Origin of the sequence: Chamaesiphon minutus PCC 6605 (genome assembly GCF_000317145.1) — a bacterium.
GTDB classification, from domain to species: Bacteria; Cyanobacteriota; Cyanobacteriia; order Cyanobacteriales; family Chamaesiphonaceae; genus Chamaesiphon; species Chamaesiphon minutus.
Genome location: NC_019697.1, coordinates 5,406,334 through 5,419,040 on the forward strand (window position 1 = coordinate 5,406,334; position 12,707 = coordinate 5,419,040).

A 12,707-nucleotide genomic window follows, 5' to 3' on the forward strand; every position below is an offset into this window, starting at 1 on the left:
GGAGGGGTTGGATAGAGCAAGCAAAGGCATCTTTCCTTTCCCCTTCTCCCAATGCTTAACTATCGATCTAATTAGTAACTTACGTTATATGGGGCGTTCCCAGCGAAACTTGCGATCGGATTCCGAGATCGGCAGATCGTTAATACTAGCAAACCGTCGCATCATCAGTCCATTGGGGGCAAATTCCCAGTTTTCGTTGCCATAGGCGCGATACCATTCGCCAGCATCATTGTGGTACTCATACTCAAACCGCACCGCAATTTTATTGTCCATAAAGCACCAGAGTTCTTTTTTAAGGCGGTAATCGAGTTCTTTTGCCCACTTGCGCGTCAGAAACTCTCTAATTTTGGCGCGTCCGCTAAAGAATTCCGCTCGATTGCGCCACTCCGAATCTTCGGTGTAGGCTAATGCCACCCGTTCTGGATTGCGTGTATTCCAGGCATCTTCAGCCGCTTGGATTTTGGCTGTCGCAGTTTCTAGCGTAAATGGTGGGAGTGGTGGTTTGGTTTCCATAATTTAGTTAATTTAAGATTTCTGTGCGGCTAGTTGCTGTTCTAGCTCCTGAATTCTAGCTTGCATTGTTGCTACTTCACTTACTGAGTAGCGAATAGGAATATGCTGCGGACAGTTCCAATCCCAGCCTTCAATTTTAAAGACGATCGCGCGTTCTACAGTTGCCTTGTAATCTAGATCTCGAACTCGATCCAGTAGCTCTAAGTCATCTTCGATAATGTGGGCGCGACCGATAATTTTGAGGCGACGACGATGGCGATAATCCATTAAAAATAAAAAAGCCCGATCGTTGTCTGATAAATTGCCCACCGAGATATACTGGACATTGCCCCGAAAATCTGCAAATCCTAAAGTGCGATCGTCCAGTACTTTCAAAAAGCCAGGTTTGCCGCCTCGAAACTGGATGTAAGGATAACCATTAGCGGTGACAGTACCTAGATAAAATCCATCCATACTGGCAATAAATTCTGCCAGATCGGGATCGATCGTATTATTATCTGCACCTGTTTGTACAAAGCGTTCGTAGTTCTCGCGCGAACCCATTTTTGTTTGCATGGCTTTTACTGCGGGCGTAAAAGCGATCGTCCCAAATTGACGAGGCATAATATCTCATTCCTCCTGTAGGTGTAATGAGATCGATATCTTCGATCTCATTTATTTGAACTATCTTCGATCGTCAAACAATTAATAGACCGATATTTTTAGCTAGTTTTTGACGATCGAAATTTAGATTCCTACCATTGAAATATAGCCAGGAAGCTGCTTGAGACGATCGATCCAAGCTAAAACATGGGGATAAGCATCGAGATCGATTTTGCCATCTCTAGCCAAGGCAATATCAGGAAAAAAGTTAATGTGTGCGGAAGTCGATCGATTTTTCGATACGGGCAAAAATTCTTGCTTGTGGGCAATATTAATCTTAGAGCGATCGAGTGACGAGCTATTTGGCGCGCAAATTCAAGGGGCATTCTCGCAGTGGATTGCAGCGATTTCCAGCGTGCTGAGTGCCGCAGGCTTGGATGAAACCCAAGCCAAACAACGCTGCGAAGATGCCGTCATTGCCATCCAAGGGGCATTAATTCTGTCTTATGGGTTAAAAGATGTCGCACCGTTTCAGCGAGTGCTCAAACAGCTACCAGCCCAACTCTGTCGCGATCTTTAGCAAGAGCCAAACTAACAAAAAAGAGGGATAAGTACGATCGACTTTCCCTCTTTTTGGATACCAATAAAATAATAGTGCGAACTATTTATGCTTCTACTTTCATGTCGCGCAGACTATTGATATCGACTTCGATCGAAGGTCCCATCGTTGCCGAGACATACATACTGCGCCAGTAGCGACCCTTAGCTCCCGCAGGACGGTTGCGATCGATACTCTCTTGGAATGCCTTGAGATTGGTTACCAGGTCTTCAGGATCGAATGCTGCCTTACCGAAGAGAATATGCACGATTCCAGACTTATCGGCGCGATACTCTAGTTTACCAGCTTTGAATTCGGCGATCGCCGCACCGAGGTCGGTAGCGACCGTACCCGCCTTGGGCGAAGGCATCAAACCGCGCGGACCGAGGACGCGACCTAAGCGAGCGATTTGAGGCATCATATCGGGTGTCGCGATCAACAGATCGAAATCCATCATTCCGCCTTGAATTTCGGCGATTAATTCTTCAGATCCGGCTAGATCTGCACCAGCCGCTGTAGCTTCAGCTACCTTTTCCCCACGGGCGATGACGGCAACACGGATCGTTTGTCCGGTACCTTTGGGTAATGCCACAGTCGTCCGTAATTGTTGGTCGGTATACTTAGGATCGATACCCAGACGAACGTGAACTTCGGCAGATTCAGCAAACTTGGCAGTTGCTGTCTCTCTGAGTAGTGTCATTGCTTCGAGTGGCTCGTAAGCACGAGTCTCGATCTTCTTAGCTAATTCTTGATAACGACGCGAATACTTTTTGGTCATGATTGCTCCTGGGGTGAATGACGAGGATCTACCTCTCCCCCAAATATGGTGGATAAAAAACTAGTCAACGATCGCGACGCCCATGTTCCGAGCGGTGCCAGCAACAATTTTCATAGCTGCGTCGATGTCATTTGCATTGAGATCGGGTAATTTAATTTGCGCGATTTCTTGCAATTGTGTGGTGGTAATTTGACCGACTTTTTTCTTGTTGGGTTCGTTGGAACCAGTTTCGATTTTGGCGGCTTTTTTAATTAGAACCGAAGCAGGTGGTGTCTTCAGTACGAAGGTAAAACTCCGATCTTCAAAGATCGAAATTTCCACGGGAATTACCGTGCCAGTTTGCTCGGCAGTTTTGGCATTGTATTCTTTACAAAATGCCATGATATTCACACCATGTTGACCCAATGCGGGGCCGACTGGAGGTGCGGGGTTTGCTTTACCAGCATTGAGTGCTAGTTTGACGATTGCGACTACTTTCTTTGCCATTAGATGTGTGTATTTAGCCCTGTCTTTGGACTTGGTTGAATTCGAGTTCTACGGGGGTATCTCTCCCGAAGATAGAGAGCAAGGCTTTTAGTTTACTCCGTTCTGGACTAACTTCAACAACCTCGCCTGCAAAGTCCTTAAAGGGACCAGACATAACCATTATTTTATCGCCTTCGGTCAGATCTGTCTTCACTACGGCCTCTTGTTCGAGAGCTTGTTTGAAGATCCGATCTGCTTCGCCCCGCGATAGGGGGAGTGGCTTGACGTGTCCGCGTCCGCGTCCGTAGCCGCGTTTTTGCTCGGAGCCGACAAAATTGATCACGTTGGGGGTATTTTTGACTACCTGCCAAGCATCGTCATCCATGGACATACTCACCAAGACATAGCCGGGGAAAACTTTTTCTTCGGCAGGTGTTTTGGTACCATCTTTTTTGAGTCGGATGGTAGGAGTTTGGGGGATCTCGATTTGGTAGATGCGATCGCCCATCCCAAATGAGTGAATCCGTTGGTTAAGGTCGATTTTGACGCGATTTTCACAGCCGGACGCGACTTGGACTGCGTACCATCGAGCGGGTTCCTTCGCTTGAGCCTTACGACCTTCTTCAAAGTCGTCATCTAATTCTTCATCGATCGAACTCATACGAACACCTTACTAGCAGCCCAGCTAAACAGGTTATTGACCAAGTAAATCGTCGTCGCCGATAAGGTGACCATCGCAATTACTGCCAAGGACTCACTGATCAGTTGTTGGCGATTCGGCCAAATTACTTTGGAGAGTTCGGCTTTACTATCTTGGACTAGTTGCACCGGGTTGAAACCAGATGCCGATGTGGCAATTGCTGGCTCTGTTTTTGGCGGTTCGGTTTTTTTGACCATAGTTTCTGACTCCGCTCGTCAAGGAGCAGATGTAAGGTTGACAGATTACTAGTTTACCTGAAATTTTTGCCTCCTGCTCGGTTAAAAATGGGAGGGGCAGCATTCTCAATCGCAGCAAAATCTCGATAAGTTACTACATTCCAAGCCTAATTCGATCGTGACGATGAAAATCTCCCAGCATTGAAGCAGAAATTGCCCATCTCGATCGAGGGGAAGGGCAATCGATCGATCGCCCCTCCCCTCGCACCTACCGTGTATACACAAGTCTGATTGACTTCGTTTCTAGATCTAAATCCCCCAAACCCCCTTAAAAAGGGGGCTAAGATCCGGTCAAAGTTCCCCTTGAAAAGGGGGATTTAGCGGCTCCCGTAACTCCTTTGGAGTGGCTGCGCCAACGTCGGGTTCCCCGACGGATTAGGGAGACAAGACAGGGGGATTTCTAGGGTTTTCGCTTCCCTCCAGACTTGTGTATACACGGTAGCCCCTCGCACTAAGTAAATTGTTTCAGCAGTAAATACCGACTTACGGTTTATAGCTTTGAATTTGCTTACCGTCAGCACCGTAGATTTCGATCGGCAGTTTGGCATTGTCACCGATCGCTTGGAGGGCATTACCGAGGGTTTGGACGTGTTTGATAATGCCGACTTTGGCATTGCCATCGCCTTGACTGGATGCTGCTGCTGCCGTTTGCATTAAGGTTTGGGTATACAGCGGCATCAACCGCACCACGATCGCTTTTTTACTGACTGTAAACGAACAGATTTGCGGTTCGCCCGTGCAAGTTTTTTGGAGATCTTTGTTGGCTAGTGCGAGTGATTCAATCGCCTTAACTTGACTCTGTACCTGCTGAAAACTTTTGTTGTACTCGTAGATTAAGGGTTGGGCTTGAGTGTATGCCGAACTAGTTTGCGGAATGCTCTGAATCGCGGCGACAGACTGACTCCACTCGGCAGCAGCTTGCGCCAATTTGTTATTTTTTTGAGATACTTTCGCTGTTTGAGCGAATTTGATGGCTTTGTTGTAGTTTTGAGCGGCTTTTTCTTCTTCGATAACTTTATCTTGAGCGGTAGTAAACTGGGATTGATAAGACTTGATGATTTCTTGCGCTTGAGGATAAACGGTAGTCGTTGGCGGAATGCTTGTCAGTTGTGCGTTGGCATTGTCCCACAGTGTTTTGACATTGCGCCATTGGGCTAAAGACACGGCAGATGATTGAGCTTGTTTGGCAGCTTTGATGCTCTCTGTCGCGGATCTGAGATTGCGATCGGCTGTAGTTTCGGCTTCGATCCGCCGATCGATATCCACCAGTCTGCTTTGATAATCGGTAAGTTTTTGGCGGGCGAGAGGGTAGATTTGGCTATTGGGCGAGACTCTACCGAGACTGGAGATCGATTGCGTCCACAGTTGCTTGCTCTGTTGCCATGTCGCCAACGGAATCGGTTGTGTCTTAACGAGATTTGCTGCTTGGTAGGCTTTATTCATCCCCTCTACAGTGGTATCCAAATCGGTGACGAGGGGAGTTGTCTGCTGGAGCGATGTTTGCGCGGTACTATAATTACCAGACCACATCGGAATGGACTCTAGCACAGCCACACTTTGGCGTAATTGCTTTTGAGCGGTTAATACTTCTTGTCCGGTGACTGCGGGATTTTTAATCGTGTCTAGCGATGACTGCGTAAGCTGATTGGCAGTACTTAGCTCCGTACAGGCAGATAATACACAAGGCCGCGTACCCATATAAGCCGCCCCCGAACCGATCGCCAGTAGCCCCAATCCGCCGAGGATGGGCGCGATTAATTTGCCTCGGCGTTTGGAAGCTGGGTAGACAGTCTGATAATCGCTATCTTTAGTAGCTCCAAAGGAATGCTCGATATTAGCAACAAATTTATCGGTATCGATTTTGACGATCCGACTCGCTCGCTGCTGGCGATCGGCTGGTGCGACTAGGGCATTATCGTCAGAGACGACCTCGGGAACGGTAGATGGGATGTGTTCTGAATTTTCCATGCGATTATCTAAGATGTCAACAGGTGTGCCCGGTAAAAGATCGCTGTGTGGGTGTAGCCCTCGATCTCGCTCGTGGCCAAAGGAATTGCGCTCTTCACCCGTACCAGTCATTTCGGGAGCGGCCTCTCCCGGTACGGTTTTTTTGACTAGAGGATAAACTGTAAAACCTTGTTGGCTGTAAGGGCGTTGATTGCCTTCCGCACGCAGATATAGTTTAACGGATAAAGGTATTTTGGGTTCTTCAGCTTGCAAGGCTCGTTCGAGCACGCTAAAGGTATCGGGAATATCGATGACCACATCTGCTGGGTGTTGGGCGAGTACCCAGAGCGTATCATCTTTATATAGACACTGCACCCGGAATGGGATAATCCGCCCGATGTGGGCGTGAAGAGAGTTTTGGAGAAAACACTCTAAAATTTTGAGGTCATCCAGTCGCGTGGCTGAGTGCATATATTAACCGAAAATTATAGCGGCTTTGAGTTAAGTTGGGGGTGCGATGGAGCGGTAAAGAGTCTAAATTGTCACTTCATCTTTGCGAATGTCGATCGACTTCGATCGATCGAGTTGCAGCAAGATTTATAAATAACGATGTATGAATATTTACAATAATTAGAACGGCTAGAAATTTGACGACTGCTAGTACCCAATCTAGGTTTATCGATCTGTATTAGCTACTATCTGGAGTGGATAATTGTTACACAATGATAGCTTAAAATCTTACCAGAATCGAGCCGCGATCGACTTTTTGAGATCTGGGCGATCGCTAGCTCTAGATTTTGGGTCAAAACAAAAATTCACCACCGCACAATATATCTATTGCGCCGTGATGAATTATCGACTTCAATGGTTCAAAACCCATGCGATCTATTGCTAGTGAGAATTTAAGCGGAGGGTACCCACAAGGGGCACCCCTACAAGTTGTCTGTAGGGGTGCCCCTTGTGGGTACCCTGGGTTTACACTAAGCACTAGTATATTTTAACTATTACAAGATGTAAGTTGAACCACTTTGAGTATAGGTAGCAACTTGGGTTAGTTACCTATTTAAGAGCGACTTTACCGCCAGCTTCTTCGAGCTGTTTCTTGGCATCTTCAGCGGCTGCTTTAGGTACGCCAGTGAGGACGTCTTTAGGAGTCGATTCAACCAAGTCTTTAGCTTCTTTCAAGCCCAAGCCAGTGATGGCGCGAACGACTTTGAGGACGGCAATTTTCTTGCTTTCATCCGCTAATCCTTCGAGGACGACGTTGAAATCAGTTTTTTCTTCAACAGCTTCAGCAGCAGCAGCCGGAGCAGCAGCAGCAGCGACGCCGACGGGTGCAGCAGCACTGACACCAAAAGCCTCTTCGATTTGTTTGACTAATTCAGCCGCTTCGAGCAAGCTGAGAGTTTTTAACTGTTCTAAAATTGTATCGGTTGCAGCAGACATGTGTTAATTCCTATGTATGGGTGACAATATTGACTCAGGCGGCGGCTTCGCGCTCTATTCCTTGTCAACGTGAGCTTGTAAGCTCCGGGCGATCGAAGCAGGTACTTCTTTGACGCCGATCGCGATTTTCGCGGTGATGGAGTTGAGGGCACCAGCAACTTGAGCCATGAGTTGTTCTTTGGATGGTAAATCGCCGATGGCTTTGACATCAGCTCCGGTGAGGATTTTGCCTTCCATGACTCCACCATGGAGTTCGGTTTTCTTGCTGGCTTTTTGGAAGTCATGGTAAGCCTTGATCGAGCCACCAATGTCGTCTTTGAGCAATAAGAATGCCGAAGAACCAGTGAGCAAAGGTTCTAAAGCTTGCCAGTTGGCATCGCCTTCGATCGCTTTACCCATCAAGGTATTTTTGGTAACCGTACAGAGTCCGCCTTTGGGGCGAATTCGACGGCGAAGATCGGTGATTTCTGCCACGGTTAAACCTTGGTAGTTAATCACCGCGACCATAGTAGCTTCGCTCAATTCTTGTTTGAGCGTTGCGACGATCGCTTGTTTGTTTACTAGGGTTCTCCCCATAATGGTGCTTACCTCTTGGGCGATCGAGTTTTGGGCGCGAACGGTACAGCAGGCATAAAACTAACCCCGACACTAAGTGCCGAGGTTTTCATTCAGTCGCTGACGAGCTGCCACTAATCTTTAGTAGCGATCGCTGCTGCTGTTTGCGTTAACCTCGGCAGGGAATTAAGCTATGCGCTCCTGCTGTCTGTGGTTGGCTATTGAATTTTGGTTAACGCAATTTTTTAGTCGCGACCGAACCTCAAATACTTAAATTAATATAGTGTTGCGGTCTAGCCGCAATTTAGCCTTAATTAACATAGCACGAGCGGTGTGCTCTCGGCAAGTTATTCCCGATCGTAACAGTAATTCCAAATTCAAACCTATTCGTATATCTCGTAGGGGCGGGTTTATGCTAGCTAGTCCAGATTTGTACTAATCAATACCAAACAAACCCGCCCAACCCCACTAGCAAAGTGGATTATCGGTGAAAAATCGGTGAAATATTTTGAATTTGGAATTGCTGCGATCGTAACTAAATTATGAAAATCTAGACATGGGAGCGTGAATCGGGAATCGGTGGTGTGAAATATTACCCCCACTTCCACCACCTATTACTATGAGATGCTCTCCACGATTCACTATCCACTAGTAACGGCGTTGCGCTTCAAGCCCTCAGCCGAGTTGATTAAAATTAGTTGCACGCGGTTGACATTAACGCTCGATAATATCTAGATTCTATTGAGTATAGTCATAGTTGAGTAGATATTATGGGCGATGCAAAACGGCGGAAAGAGCAAGGAAAACCCGATGCACAGCGAATTGTATCTTGGTTGCCGCTGACAACTGCTCAATCGTCAGCATTTGTGCGAGTGAGCACTCAGGGAGCTTGGATTGGGATCGGACTATTGGTTTTTGGCTGGTTGATGGTGCGCGCGATCGGGCCGAGTTTGGGGTGGTGGAAAATCGTCGGTTAAAATAGTCACATCTGCTAGCGAGACACTGTTATTGGTTGATAGTACCTAGTCGTAAGTCTTTGTGCCTTCTTTATAGTCTGCTGAGATCGGATTTGAAACTACTGTCAAGTACGGTGATTGGGGTAGAGGTCGATCCCTACCTCAACTAGGCATCAATGTCATAATTAAGTATGGGCATTCGTCCATGAATTTATTAGTAGTTCGACTCTCTCAAATAGAGGCTAAGCCAACGATCGGATATGAACTCTTCAGAACAATCCTTAACTCGCTCCTATAGCCAGGAAGATGTCCAACAAATCCTGAACATTGCGCTGGCACAGCATCCGCACGCGGATACGGAGTTATCATACGCACAGTTGTTAGAAATTGCCGAGGAATTGCGGATCGCACCAGGGACGCTCGAGCTGGCGGAAAATAAGTGGCTGGCGCAACAACAGGCAAACGATAAATACCAAGAATTCGAGATTTACCGTCGATCGAAGTTACAAAATAAATTCGGCAAGTATGCAATTACCAATGTTTGCTTGGTCGCCTTAAACTTTTTGACTGGCTTCGGCGTGCCCTGGTCTCTATACGTGCTAATTTTTTGGGGTATGGGTGTCAGCTTGGACGCGTGGAAGTTGTTTTATCAGCGTCAGGGTGAAGCCTACAATCGGGCTTTTCAAAGCTGGGAACGCAAACGAAAGATTCAAAAATCGATTACTGGTTTAATTGATAAGTTAGTCTAGAGTGCAATCTCGATAATCTCTAATATCGGGATTAGATCGCTTCTCGAAGTAAATAAATGCTCGGAAGAATTAATCCGGCTGCTAGTAACTAGCAGCCGGATTTTTTGTGCGATCTCGGATTGAGGTGGGCGGCTAAATTATTTTTCGGCTAACTCGACCCCAAATACTTCTGCAAAGACTTTATTCACCTTGTAGCCAGAATCGATCGATTCTAAAGGATCTTTGCGCAGTCGGTGGCGCAGACAGAGGGCGACGATCCGGCGAATATCATCGAGAGTGACCTCTGTACGACCTTCAAAGGCGGCTAAAGCCTTGGCTGCGCGGTTAGTGACGATATCGCCTCTGAGTCCGTCTACGTCGCATTCAGAGCACACCTGGGAGATCTTGACGCGCAGGTCGTAATCGAGGGTGACACTGGCGAGTCTGGTTTGGGCATCGACGATCCGCTGTTGGAGCAAGACTTGTTCGGCTTGATACTCGGTAGTAAATTTGTGAGGATTGAGATCGAAGTCCGAGCGTTGTTCGACAATTTGGACGCGCAGTTCTGGCTCTTTGACGGTACGAATTTCGGCGTGCATCCCAAATCTGTCGAGGAGTTGGGGGCGGAGTTCGCCTTCTTCGGGATTCCCAGAACCGACGAGGACAAATCGGGCGGGGTGACGGATGGAGATGCCTTCGCGTTCGACGGTATTCCAGCCACTGGCTGCCGAATCGAGTAAGACATCGACGAGGTGATCGTCGAGAAGGTTAACTTCATCGACGTATAAGATGCCCCGATTGGCTTTGGCTAACAATCCGGGTTCAAATGCTTTGACACCCTCAGAGAGAGCTTTTTCGATATCGATCGTGCCACAAACGCGATCTTCTGTCGCACCCAGGGGTAAATCGACCATCGGGACTTTTTTAGTCGCGACAGGGAAAGTTGCGTGTGTCGTCAAAAATTCTTGACGTAGTTCCTCACTCATCAAATCGGGATCGATCGGATGGCTATTGAAAGGATCGCCAGCGACGACATCGATCTCTGGAAGTAGGTCTGCTAGTGCCCGAATCGTGGTAGATTTGCCCGTACCTCGATCGCCCATGATCATCACCCCACCGATAAAAGGGTCGATGACATTCAATAACAGAGCTAATTTCATTTCCTCCTGCCCCACAATGGCAGTGAATGGAAATACAACCCGACGCGCTGTAGCGGGCGATTGGACAGTAGCAGCCACGATGATTACCTATTTTAAATAATTTTGATTATCGCCCTTTATTATAATGGTTCGCGGGATCGGTACACACGATCTCGGATCGATTCTCAGTCGCGATCGTCAGGCCGATCGATCGCCCATATTCAGCATAAAGTCTATTTAGAATCTCGAAATCGACAGTTATAATATTTAGCGATTTAACGGATTTGTGGCATACCAAATTAAGATGGCACATGATGTTGCTAACCAATCTGAGGAGGTATGTGGCTAGATGAATTCAGCTTCTAATATTGAGGGTGCATCTTCGCTCGAACAGCTCGACAATGTGCATTTTTCAACCCCAGTAACGTCGATGTCGTCAAGCGACGCACAGGAGATCGGCGATGTAGTTGATATCCCCCAACCACTTAATGCGAATCTAGAACCACTCGCAGATACTGTAGCTGTCGAGCAATGCCAAATAACCTCGATCGCCGATCGGGCCGATCGAGTGTCGGAAAATAGTGCTACCGATTTAGATACACTACTGTTGCTGGGTAGCTCGCCTGAAGATATTGCCAACTACACACTCTCATCAACTCAGGAGCGATTCGATCTCCACATACCTGACACTAATAATAATCCGATCGATCGTGTAACAGGCGAAATAGATCTCGAAGCCGAACTCGATGCCTTAGTAATCTCGTTACAACTGGCAACCCCACACCCGCAAAATCTCGCTCCCGCTGAAGATAACTCGATCGATGGTATCCTCACCAGCATCTCCACCAGCGCACCCGTTACCCATACTCAGCAGTTGCTGCAAGAGCTAAATACCACCCGAGCGCAACTCAACGCCGCCTGTACCCAATTAGAAATCTTACATCAGCGCAATCAACTTCAAGTCGATCGAGTTGATGCCAATGTCCAGCAAGCTCGACAAATTAAATCTAGCACGCAACAATTAGCCCAGCATAGCTACGAGCGAGTCGAAAAAGTCCAGCAAATGCTCGGATCGTTAGAGCAAATTCGCACAGAAATCGTCACTAATCTCGACAAATTTGGCAGCTACGAAGAGATTCGATCGATGTTGGCACAACTCGAAACTACTCGCTATGCCTTAGTAGTTGCCCACGAACGAGTGACGATCGGACAACAGGCTTTTTATGACTCCTTGCACGCAATTCAACAGCAATTAGTGGCAACTAGCCATGACTCAGAGGACAAATTTCGTCAATATCATCAGTCAATTGAGAGCTTATCTCAAACGATCGCTACCGATCGACTCAAAATTGCGGGTATGAGTGTAGAAATGAGTACCAAACTGCACAATTTACACGCTCTAGATGCTCAAATTACCAATATCCACACTGGAGTTGTCGAAACATCTCAAGATATCGAATTACGGTTGACGGAAGTCGAGCGCGGATTTTTCCGACTATCGCAATCTGTCAGTAAAGAGCAAGAGCAGTTCTACGAATTAACCGTCCAAACGATCGAAAAAGCCGAAAGCGTGCGATCTCAATTTGCAGATATTATCAAACAAATTGAAGACGATCGACACTCCATCTCCTCTCTCCATAATGAGATCGAGTCAGTCAAGCACGATACCCAACAGCAGCTCGAACTCCAGTTCCACGATCTAAATCTATGCCAGGACGAATTGATTTTGCTATGCAACAATCTTCAATCTCTCCAAAAAGATCGGCTAGCGATCTCGACCAAATTTTCTAGATGGTTGTGGATATTATCTGTTGCGGTAGGAACAATTTTTATCTTGTTAATGCGAATTATGAGCAGTCTTAAGTAAGTGTAGATTTGCCGATCTGCGTGTATATAATTGCTAACTGAGTTGCCGATTGTAAAGCAATTGGATCTAAATATTGCTATACAATAATTTTGTAATTATTAAGTTACGCTCATACTTAGGACGGCTAGTAATATTTGTAACGTTAAGTTTTGAAATTTAATCGATTTATAGACCAACTACGATATAATGTGTCATGC

Annotated in this window: 14 protein-coding genes, 1 pseudogene and 1 other annotated feature; of the genes and pseudogenes, 4 read left to right on the forward strand and 11 right to left on the reverse strand. The window is 46.8% G+C overall.

The window, feature by feature from the left end:
* Positions 1 to 84: 84 nt before the first annotated feature.
* The 3 genes and pseudogenes from CHA6605_RS24675 to CHA6605_RS37380 form a co-directional block, all read right to left on the reverse strand.
* Positions 85 to 513 (reverse strand): nuclear transport factor 2 family protein, encoded by a 429-nt coding sequence (locus tag CHA6605_RS24675; protein ID WP_015162102.1) that lies wholly within the window; start codon positions 511 to 513, stop codon positions 85 to 87.
* A 12-nt stretch (positions 514 to 525) separates the two neighbouring features.
* Entirely contained in the window at positions 526 to 1,116 is a 591-nt protein-coding gene (locus CHA6605_RS24680; protein ID WP_015162103.1) for a pyridoxamine 5'-phosphate oxidase family protein, read from the reverse strand.
* Between the two features lie 123 nt (positions 1,117 to 1,239).
* Positions 1,240 to 1,380: pseudogene (locus CHA6605_RS37380) on the reverse strand (glutathione S-transferase family protein); the annotation flags it as partial.
* On the opposite strand from CHA6605_RS37380, the gene CHA6605_RS24685 reads away from it, so the two are divergent.
* Positions 1,367 to 1,675, forward strand: a complete 309-nt coding sequence (locus CHA6605_RS24685) for an LmrA/YxaF family transcription factor (protein ID WP_232432131.1) — start codon at positions 1,367 to 1,369, stop codon at positions 1,673 to 1,675. The pseudogene CHA6605_RS37380 and the gene CHA6605_RS24685 overlap by 14 nt on opposite strands.
* An 85-nt stretch (positions 1,676 to 1,760) precedes the next feature.
* Here the strand turns inward: CHA6605_RS24685 and rplA are convergent, their stop codons facing one another.
* The 7 genes from rplA to rplJ form a co-directional block, all read right to left on the reverse strand.
* Positions 1,761 to 2,471 (reverse strand): 50S ribosomal protein L1, encoded by a 711-nt coding sequence (gene rplA / locus CHA6605_RS24690; RefSeq protein WP_015162104.1) that lies wholly within the window; start codon positions 2,469 to 2,471, stop codon positions 1,761 to 1,763.
* A 60-nt stretch (positions 2,472 to 2,531) separates the two neighbouring features.
* Positions 2,532 to 2,957 carry a 50S ribosomal protein L11 gene (gene rplK, locus CHA6605_RS24695; RefSeq protein WP_015162105.1) on the reverse strand — a complete coding sequence of 142 codons (426 nt, stop codon included), beginning with the start codon at positions 2,955 to 2,957 and terminating at the stop codon, positions 2,532 to 2,534.
* 13 nt (positions 2,958 to 2,970) lie between these two features.
* Positions 2,971 to 3,597 carry a transcription termination/antitermination protein NusG gene (gene nusG / locus CHA6605_RS24700; RefSeq protein ID WP_015162106.1) on the reverse strand — a complete coding sequence of 209 codons (627 nt, stop codon included), beginning with the start codon at positions 3,595 to 3,597 and terminating at the stop codon, positions 2,971 to 2,973.
* A complete protein-coding gene (gene secE, locus CHA6605_RS24705) occupies positions 3,594 to 3,833 on the reverse strand; it encodes a preprotein translocase subunit SecE (RefSeq protein WP_015162107.1) in 240 nt (79 codons plus the stop codon). Before secE ends, nusG begins: the two co-directional genes overlap by 4 nt.
* A gap of 522 nt (positions 3,834 to 4,355) precedes the next feature.
* Positions 4,356 to 6,290 carry a hypothetical protein gene (locus tag CHA6605_RS24710; protein WP_015162108.1) on the reverse strand — a complete coding sequence of 645 codons (1,935 nt, stop codon included), beginning with the start codon at positions 6,288 to 6,290 and terminating at the stop codon, positions 4,356 to 4,358.
* 588 nt (positions 6,291 to 6,878) lie between these two features.
* Positions 6,879 to 7,265: a 50S ribosomal protein L7/L12 gene (gene rplL / locus CHA6605_RS24720; RefSeq protein ID WP_015162109.1), complete on the reverse strand. Its 387-nt coding sequence runs from the start codon at positions 7,263 to 7,265 to the stop codon at positions 6,879 to 6,881.
* A gap of 54 nt (positions 7,266 to 7,319) precedes the next feature.
* On the reverse strand, positions 7,320 to 7,841 hold the full coding sequence (rplJ, locus tag CHA6605_RS24725) for a 50S ribosomal protein L10 (RefSeq protein WP_015162110.1): 522 nt from the start codon (positions 7,839 to 7,841) through the stop codon (positions 7,320 to 7,322).
* A gap of 48 nt (positions 7,842 to 7,889) precedes the next feature.
* Positions 7,890 to 8,052 (reverse strand) — a sequence feature (ribosomal protein L10 leader region).
* Between the two features lie 538 nt (positions 8,053 to 8,590).
* On the opposite strand from rplJ, the gene CHA6605_RS24730 reads away from it, so the two are divergent.
* A complete protein-coding gene (locus CHA6605_RS24730) occupies positions 8,591 to 8,797 on the forward strand; it encodes a DUF2839 domain-containing protein (protein WP_015162111.1) in 207 nt (68 codons plus the stop codon).
* 239 nt (positions 8,798 to 9,036) lie between these two features.
* Positions 9,037 to 9,525, forward strand: coding sequence for a 2TM domain-containing protein (locus CHA6605_RS24735; RefSeq protein ID WP_015162112.1), 489 nt, complete (start codon positions 9,037 to 9,039; stop codon positions 9,523 to 9,525).
* Between the two features lie 137 nt (positions 9,526 to 9,662).
* On the opposite strand, the gene bchI is transcribed toward CHA6605_RS24735, so the two are convergent.
* Entirely contained in the window at positions 9,663 to 10,742 is a 1,080-nt protein-coding gene (gene bchI / locus CHA6605_RS24740) for a magnesium chelatase ATPase subunit I (protein WP_015162113.1), read from the reverse strand.
* Positions 10,743 to 10,992: 250 nt separating this feature from the next.
* On the opposite strand from bchI, the gene CHA6605_RS24750 reads away from it, so the two are divergent.
* Positions 10,993 to 12,510, forward strand: coding sequence for a hypothetical protein (locus CHA6605_RS24750; RefSeq protein ID WP_015162114.1), 1,518 nt, complete (start codon positions 10,993 to 10,995; stop codon positions 12,508 to 12,510).
* Positions 12,511 to 12,707 lie beyond the last annotated feature (197 nt).

What these genes read in the sequence shown, in the direction of transcription:
- rplA (WP_015162104.1), bottom strand. Translation starts at nt 2,471, where the DNA reads ATGACCAAAAAGTATTCGCGTCGTTATCAAGAATTAGCTAAGAAGATC.
- CHA6605_RS24680 (WP_015162103.1), bottom strand. Translation starts at nt 1,116, where the DNA reads ATGCCTCGTCAATTTGGGACGATCGCTTTTACGCCCGCAGTAAAAGCC.
- nusG (WP_015162106.1), bottom strand. Translation starts at nt 3,597, where the DNA reads ATGAGTTCGATCGATGAAGAATTAGATGACGACTTTGAAGAAGGTCGT.
- rplJ (WP_015162110.1), bottom strand. Translation starts at nt 7,841, where the DNA reads ATGGGGAGAACCCTAGTAAACAAACAAGCGATCGTCGCAACGCTCAAA.
- rplK (WP_015162105.1), bottom strand. Translation starts at nt 2,957, where the DNA reads ATGGCAAAGAAAGTAGTCGCAATCGTCAAACTAGCACTCAATGCTGGT.
- secE (WP_015162107.1), bottom strand. Translation starts at nt 3,833, where the DNA reads ATGGTCAAAAAAACCGAACCGCCAAAAACAGAGCCAGCAATTGCCACA.
- CHA6605_RS24730 (WP_015162111.1), top strand. Translation starts at nt 8,591, where the DNA reads ATGGGCGATGCAAAACGGCGGAAAGAGCAAGGAAAACCCGATGCACAG.
- CHA6605_RS24735 (WP_015162112.1), top strand. Translation starts at nt 9,037, where the DNA reads ATGAACTCTTCAGAACAATCCTTAACTCGCTCCTATAGCCAGGAAGAT.
- CHA6605_RS24710 (WP_015162108.1), bottom strand. Translation starts at nt 6,290, where the DNA reads ATGCACTCAGCCACGCGACTGGATGACCTCAAAATTTTAGAGTGTTTT.
- CHA6605_RS24675 (WP_015162102.1), bottom strand. Translation starts at nt 513, where the DNA reads ATGGAAACCAAACCACCACTCCCACCATTTACGCTAGAAACTGCGACA.
- CHA6605_RS24750 (WP_015162114.1), top strand. Translation starts at nt 10,993, where the DNA reads ATGAATTCAGCTTCTAATATTGAGGGTGCATCTTCGCTCGAACAGCTC.
- CHA6605_RS24685 (WP_232432131.1), top strand. Translation starts at nt 1,367, where the DNA reads ATGTGTGCGGAAGTCGATCGATTTTTCGATACGGGCAAAAATTCTTGC.
- rplL (WP_015162109.1), bottom strand. Translation starts at nt 7,265, where the DNA reads ATGTCTGCTGCAACCGATACAATTTTAGAACAGTTAAAAACTCTCAGC.